This is a genomic window from Sphingobacterium sp. JB170 (assembly GCF_900163865.1).
In the GTDB taxonomy this organism is placed as follows: Bacteria; Bacteroidota; Bacteroidia; order Sphingobacteriales; family Sphingobacteriaceae; genus Sphingobacterium.
Genome location: NZ_FUKU01000076.1, coordinates 1 through 5918, shown reverse-complemented (window position 1 = coordinate 5918; position 5918 = coordinate 1). Strand labels below are relative to the sequence as shown.

General features: G+C 37.2%; 9 protein-coding genes. 5 read left to right on the top strand and 4 right to left on the bottom strand.

What is annotated here, in order from left to right; translation table 11 throughout:
• Positions 1-107 precede the first annotated feature (107 nt).
• The 4 genes from FM107_RS19240 to FM107_RS19225 are packed head-to-tail and all read left to right on the top strand — an operon-like array spanning position 108 to position 1809.
• The gene (locus FM107_RS19240; RefSeq protein ID WP_086950104.1) at positions 108-1058 is read left to right on the top strand and encodes a replication initiation protein; all 951 of its coding nucleotides are present in this window, start codon (positions 108-110) and stop codon (positions 1056-1058) included.
• Entirely contained in the window at positions 1042-1224 is a 183-nt protein-coding gene (locus tag FM107_RS19235) for a hypothetical protein (protein ID WP_086950103.1), read from the top strand. The genes FM107_RS19240 and FM107_RS19235 overlap by 17 nt, the downstream gene beginning before the upstream one ends.
• Before the next feature lie 39 nt (positions 1225-1263).
• Entirely contained in the window at positions 1264-1527 is a 264-nt protein-coding gene (locus FM107_RS19230) for a hypothetical protein (RefSeq protein WP_086950102.1), read from the top strand.
• 9 nt (positions 1528-1536) lie between these two features.
• Positions 1537-1809: a Txe/YoeB family addiction module toxin gene (locus FM107_RS19225; RefSeq protein WP_086950101.1), complete on the top strand. Its 273-nt coding sequence runs from the start codon at positions 1537-1539 to the stop codon at positions 1807-1809.
• Positions 1810-1843: 34 nt separating this feature from the next.
• On the opposite strand, the gene FM107_RS19220 is transcribed toward FM107_RS19225, so the two are convergent.
• Positions 1844-2059, bottom strand: coding sequence for a hypothetical protein (locus FM107_RS19220; protein ID WP_086950100.1), 216 nt, complete (start codon positions 2057-2059; stop codon positions 1844-1846).
• On the bottom strand, positions 2059-2655 hold the full coding sequence (locus FM107_RS19215; RefSeq protein WP_086950099.1) for a ParA family protein: 597 nt from the start codon (positions 2653-2655) through the stop codon (positions 2059-2061). Before FM107_RS19215 ends, FM107_RS19220 begins: the two co-directional genes overlap by 1 nt.
• 105 nt (positions 2656-2760) lie before the next feature.
• On the opposite strand from FM107_RS19215, the gene FM107_RS19210 reads away from it, so the two are divergent.
• A complete protein-coding gene (locus FM107_RS19210; RefSeq protein WP_086950098.1) occupies positions 2761-3144 on the top strand; it encodes a hypothetical protein in 384 nt (127 codons plus the stop codon).
• A gap of 76 nt (positions 3145-3220) precedes the next feature.
• Here FM107_RS19210 and FM107_RS19205 read toward each other — a convergent pair whose 3' ends face one another.
• Both FM107_RS19205 and FM107_RS19200 read right to left on the bottom strand, forming a co-directional pair.
• Complete coding sequence (locus FM107_RS19205) at positions 3221-4690, bottom strand: relaxase/mobilization nuclease domain-containing protein (protein WP_086950097.1); 1470 nt, start codon at positions 4688-4690, stop codon at positions 3221-3223.
• Positions 4671-4961, bottom strand: a complete 291-nt coding sequence (locus FM107_RS19200; protein ID WP_179204555.1) for a plasmid mobilization relaxosome protein MobC — start codon at positions 4959-4961, stop codon at positions 4671-4673. The genes FM107_RS19205 and FM107_RS19200 overlap by 20 nt, the downstream gene beginning before the upstream one ends.
• Positions 4962-5918 lie beyond the last annotated feature (957 nt).

The window sequence follows — 5918 nt, the reverse complement described above, 5'->3', positions numbered from 1 at the left end:
AAGCTAACTCCTAACTTTTATAAGCTAACTCCTAACTTTTATAAGCTAACTCCTAGATATCTTTTCGTATGTTTGTTTTATATCTGTGTTTTAATTACTTTTACATCATGATGCAAATAGAGAATGTTTCCGATGACCGATTAATTATGCAGCACAATGCAATTACATCGGGCAGATACGATTTTGAAGCCTGTGAGCTTGATATAATGTTTATGATTCTTGCCAATCTGAAACAAGGAGAAGATACATATACAATTCACATATCCGATATAGAGGCCATAACTGGCCGTGTCTGGAACTATCAGCAATTAAGAGTTACTACCGAACGAATGATGTCTAGAGTGTATGAAATTGAAACTGCTGAAAGATTTACCCAACTGGTACTATTTCAGTATTTTGATTACATCAAAGGAACTGGTTCTGTTGATGTTCAATTATCATCAAAAGCCCTCCCCTATTTCTTCGACCTAAAAAGAAACTTCACATCCTTACAGCTTAAAGCGGTGCTATCCTGTACCTCTAAATTTGCAAAACGCATCTACGCTATTGCTTGTCAATATCGCACAATGGGAGCAAGAAAATTCACGATTGACGAGTTTAAAGAAATGCTGTATTTGAAAGACCCAAAGGGAAAAGAAAAAGAGTTATATACAGACAATTCGGCTTTTAAAACCTTTGTTCTTGACCTTGCTAAAAAGCAAATAAATGAGCATACGGATATCCATTTCGACTACGAACTAAAGAAAAAAGGACGCTCTTTTCACTGGATAACAATTTATATTGATGTCCAAAAACCTGAACAACTGGAAATCGATTTTAAGAAAACACTATCCTATCAAAAAGAGGTTAGGGCGATAATGGCCTACGGACTGAATGAAGAGCAAGCCGAATCCGTTGCAAATGATGGCTATGATAAGTTTATTTTATTCATTGAGGACGTGAACAAAAAGGCACGTAAGGGGGAAATAAAAGTTGAAAATTCAACGGCTTATATTATCGGAACTTATCAGAAAAAGGGAGTAATTAAAAAAATAGAAAAGAATGGAAGCAAAATTTAAACTATTCGACAAGGTTATTGTAAGCGGTACGGCTACTGGTTATGGAAACCTAGAAGCTGTAATTATCGAAGTGTCTTTTGATGAACTTAGCAAACAGTTTTTCTACAATACACGAACCGACCAAGGGCGTTTCTATGTGGCTGAAAAATTCCTGAAAATTATTTAATTATTTATGCTTATCTTTGTGTACCAATAAGAGTACACAATGAAAACGGTAGTAGAAACAACGAGCAGACAGTTCAGAGAGCGTCAAAAAGATTTTTTTGATATGGCAGACAATGGACAAAAAATAGTAATCAAAAGAGGAAGAAAACAGGCGTATGTACTTACTCCAGTATCTGCGGATGACTTGTATTTCACCCCCGAAATGATTGAACGTATAAAAGAATCGCAACAAGAAATTAGGGAAGGAAAAAGCATTGTTCTTAAAACCAAAGAAGAATTAAACGCTTTTTTTGAGAGCCTGTAAACTGATTCAATGTATACTATTATTTTCTCTAAAAAGGCTCAAGAAGACCTAAAGGCATTAAAAAAATCCGAACCTCAAGCATACGAAAAAGCTCGTTTACTCATCGAGGAACTGGCAGAGCATCCAAAGACTGGCAGAGGTAAACCACAATTAAAAAAGTACGATTTAGCGGGCTTATATGCTCGTAAAATCACGGACAAACATAGGCTTGTTTATTCCATAGATGACGAAGTCGTAACGGTTGATATCGTTTCTGCTAAAGGGCATTATGATGACAAATAATTTAACGTAATAACATATTGACATCAATACGTTATTACGTTAAATATGCCCTTAAAGCTTTCTCTACGATACTTTTCATATTATCGTCTGTTTCTATGGCCTTAAGTTTTAAGTCCTTTAAAAGTTCTTTATCAAGCCATAAAGTATAGCTTTTTTCACTGTCCCGTTTTTTTTCCTTTACTGGAACTATCTTTTGTTTAGGGGTCTCTTTCGGTGTTACTTGTTTCAGTTTATCAAATGCTCCGCTCATTATAGTAGATTTAAAATTTCCTTTGTTAATTGCTCCAGTTCCTGTATGGCCTGTTGGTCGCTTCCTGTACTGATACCGCCTGAAAGAAACGTATTATTGAAAACAACACGATCTCGGATTTCTGCAAGAATAGGTAAATCGAACACCTCTAATTCCTTTTTTGCTTCGCTCGTAATGTTCGCTCTGGGCTTAACCATATTCAGAACAATACCCGCTTTTAATTCGGGTTTCTTCTTCTGCGCTTCTTTAACCAGTTCAATGGTTGCCCGTATGGCCATGATGTCGGTTACCCCTGCTTTAGTAGGTATCAGGACGAAATCCGAAGCCAAAAATAGAGGTATCATATTTTCGATCAGATAAGGCGGTGTGTCGATAAAAATAACATCATACGGCTTTGTTTTTAGGCTGCTGGTTCCCTCGTATTCCAAAATATCAATACCCTCTACAATGTCCCTTAATTGCATTGTAGAACCTTGGGGGTCTGTATCGGTTAATGCCGTTTTCACTTCCTTACTGAACCGATAAGCAAGGTTTAAAGCTAAGGTACTTTTTCCAACACCCCCCTTTTGATGCGCTATTGCTATTAATTTAGCCATATTCTATAGTTATGTCAATACGTTATTACGTATTGATGTATTGACGTATTGATGCAATACTACGTAAAAAAAGATAAGAATGCACAATTTATGTAGCTTTGCTTTATGAAAATGACAACCTTAGCCTTATGTGTTGCTCTATTCTTGTATTCTTGTAATAACAAGAGTAAAGTTACTGACCAAACAAAAGTGGAACAGGAAGAACCTTATTTTAATCCTGATTTTGATTATGTACAGCAAACCCCTGATAGTTTATGGACAGAAGAACAGAAAGAACTTGCAGAAAAACTTACAAAAGTCATTACTGAAAACGTTAAAGCTCTAGATAATAAAATGGTGTTCACTTTAACTCAAGAAGAATTTGTAGCTCTGGGGATTCCTGTAGAATATTACGAATTAATCCAAAAGGATATGGTAAACAACAACAAGTTTTTGAAAGAAAACAATGTTAATGTTGATTCTATGATGAAGGAATCTCACAAAAAATAAAAAGAGGGGGACCGGGTCACTAGGGTATTTTATCATAATAGTTTTTTTAGAATCGCTCATTCATAATATAGGGAGACTATCTCCTTAATCCGTTTTTACGGCTCTGATCCTCTTCATTTTTCTTAGAAAACATTTCTCTTAGTTGCTCCTGCCTTTTATACTCATATTCCCTGTGTTCAAATTTTGAAAAAAGCGTAATATCCCGGATATGCATTCCACGAACTTGCGGTTTAAATTCCGGCTTAACGGCTTCCCTTTTAGCCCTCTGCAAGCTATAATTGGTGTTTTCTTTTTCTTTGGCTGCGCCTGTTAATTTATCAAATACAGTAATTTTTTTAGGCTCCTGCTGCATCAGCTCGCTATATCGCTTTTCGCTGTCCTTAAACCGCTCAAATTGCTCTTTTACATCTTTTATAGGCTGTTTGATAGTAGCTTTGCGAACTCCACTTTTTAGCACTCCATTTGAATAAGTAAAGCGGTCTGTTTCTTCCTTAAAGCCGTTTTTCTCCATGATGGCAGAAACATCAAGATTAATATTTCCTTTTTCCAGTTCTTCTTTAATCTCCGTAATGGCTTTTTCTACCCGAGGGTTATAGTCCTTCACAAAATCATACTCTTTCTTTTCCTCTTGAGTAGGCTGTAACCCGTCCTTTGTTGTGTTTAATGCTGATTTGGGAGCCTGTGGCTTAACGTTCGTTAATTGCTGAGCCTTATCCTTGTTTTCCTGCAATGCCTTGCTTAAATCGCTCCATTTGTAGTCTATAGCCGAACCTTTTACAGAGATGTTGTCTTTTTTAAAGCTGATGCCCGATATCCCTTTTTTATTTTCAGAAAATTGGACGTCAATACCTCGTTTTTCTAATGCTGATTTCAATTTCTCCGGGCTATCTATTTCTTTTTTAGATAGCACTGCTTGCAGCTGATCGCGGATTTCATTTTTCCGCTCCATGATCTTTGGGTTTTTGTCACGAACCGGCTTATTTTGTTTTTGCTGTTTATTGATCTGCTTTTCCTGTGCGGTCGCATACCGGAACCCCTTTTCTAGGCTTGGATCGTAAATAACCGTTCTCCCCTGTGTCGGCCTCAATCCCTGCTCTTTCTCTACTTTATCGCAAGCAACCTGTAAGCGGTCTTTGATCCGGTGGTCATTCATTAGTCCTCCATCCATACCAACCCGGTTAGCTATGACGTGATAGTGATCATGCGCTTTATCTTTATGGTTGACCACGACGTATTGGTGATTTTCTTTCTCTATCCCGATATCTTTTAAAATGCTGTCTATAGCCTTTTGAGCTTGATCCCGGTTTAATTTCTCATCAGGATGGAAATTAATTTGAAGATGCAAAACAGGCTTTTTTACAGTTTCTCGCTCCAAGGCAATTTCCCGCATTTGTTTACCTATTTCCTTGCTATTTACTCCGTACACATTATTTTGCTCCATGATTTGCATACGGCCTTGTTCTGGAACATCCTTTTTCTGTTCCTGCAGGGCATAACTTACAGCTTTGGAAAAGCCATTTCCGGTATTAGCGTTTGCGGTAGGCATGGCGTATTTGGTTTATTAAATTTCTTAATACATTTTCTGTCTCCGGTTGAATGGCCTTTGTCTGATTCGCTAACCGGGTTAGCTGATTCAGATTATTGGCAATGCCGTTTAATGTCAACCGATCCTCTGGCTCAACCTTAATGATCTCTCCAGAGAGCATTAATTTCCGGGCATATTCGCTGAGGGTTAACCCTGCGCTGGATGCCTTTTTCTTTATTTCTTCTTTATCATTTGGCTTTAGCCGGATGATGATGTTGGTTTCTTTCTCCATATCAAAAACTTGTTTTTGAGTTGCTCTTGTCCTGGACAATAGCAAAGCGGTTTGTCCAGGCGTTTGCACTTCCAAAAAGTAGCGCAGCGTTAAGCTTTTTGGCGAGGGATGGCAATGGATATAATGTAGTGAAACGAAATGTATATACATTAGCCCCCCCTTGCTTCGTTCGTTACGCACAAGGTAATGAGAAAAATGGATTTGTCAAAATCCATTTTTCTCATTACCTTGTGAGCTTCAGAAAAACGCCCAACGTAAAGGGCGTTTTTCTGAAGCTCACCGACCAGAGGGCGGTCTCTAATCAGTATATAATTGTATAAGATTCGCTTATATAATTGTATGCGATTCTTTTATACAATTATATAAAACTCTTTTGCCTTCGCACATTTGTGGCCTGTATCCCTTCGGACATACTCTTGATCTTCGGTCGCTGTACTTTAGGAAAAAGAGGATCTCCTTTTCAAAAGAAAAAAGGAAAAAAAAGAAAGCCATTTTCAAAGCAAAAACGACCAAAAAAATCATATAAATAGTGGAACAAAGTGAAGCGGTTTATGCTGATCTTTTTCAGGTCGTTTTTGCTTACTTTTGCTGATCTTTTTATTGGTTTTTGGTTGGCATTTTACTCGCCTTAGATAATACCAATCGAGAGATAAATAAAGGTAAGCACAAAAGGACAACTAATTAATTCTTAGATAGTTACAATTTATTGGCGCGCGCAACCTCCCCCTTTTTTTATATCCCGTTTTTCCGTTGTTTTTCAATCGTGCTAATCCTGCATTTTTTCGACTGCCTTTTTCCTAAAAATCCCCTCATTAGAAAGGCAAACGTTCTTTTTTTTTACTTTAATTACTTTCCTTATTTTAGGACCCCTGTATCAATTGATTATCAGGTAATTAAGTGGTCTAACTCCTAACTTTTATAAGCTAACTCCTAACTTTTATAAGCTAACTCCTAACT

Bases quoted from the DNA above. Each gene is read 5' to 3' on its own strand.
- FM107_RS19240 (WP_086950104.1), top strand. From the start codon at position 108: ATGATGCAAATAGAGAATGTTTCCGATGACCGATTAATTATGCAGCAC.
- FM107_RS19235 (WP_086950103.1), top strand. From the start codon at position 1,042: ATGGAAGCAAAATTTAAACTATTCGACAAGGTTATTGTAAGCGGTACG.
- FM107_RS19230 (WP_086950102.1), top strand. From the start codon at position 1,264: ATGAAAACGGTAGTAGAAACAACGAGCAGACAGTTCAGAGAGCGTCAA.
- FM107_RS19225 (WP_086950101.1), top strand. From the start codon at position 1,537: ATGTATACTATTATTTTCTCTAAAAAGGCTCAAGAAGACCTAAAGGCA.
- FM107_RS19220 (WP_086950100.1), bottom strand. From the start codon at position 2,059: ATGAGCGGAGCATTTGATAAACTGAAACAAGTAACACCGAAAGAGACC.
- FM107_RS19215 (WP_086950099.1), bottom strand. From the start codon at position 2,655: ATGGCTAAATTAATAGCAATAGCGCATCAAAAGGGGGGTGTTGGAAAA.
- FM107_RS19210 (WP_086950098.1), top strand. From the start codon at position 2,761: ATGAAAATGACAACCTTAGCCTTATGTGTTGCTCTATTCTTGTATTCT.
- FM107_RS19205 (WP_086950097.1), bottom strand. From the start codon at position 4,690: ATGCCTACCGCAAACGCTAATACCGGAAATGGCTTTTCCAAAGCTGTA.
- FM107_RS19200 (WP_179204555.1), bottom strand. From the start codon at position 4,961: ATGGAGAAAGAAACCAACATCATCATCCGGCTAAAGCCAAATGATAAA.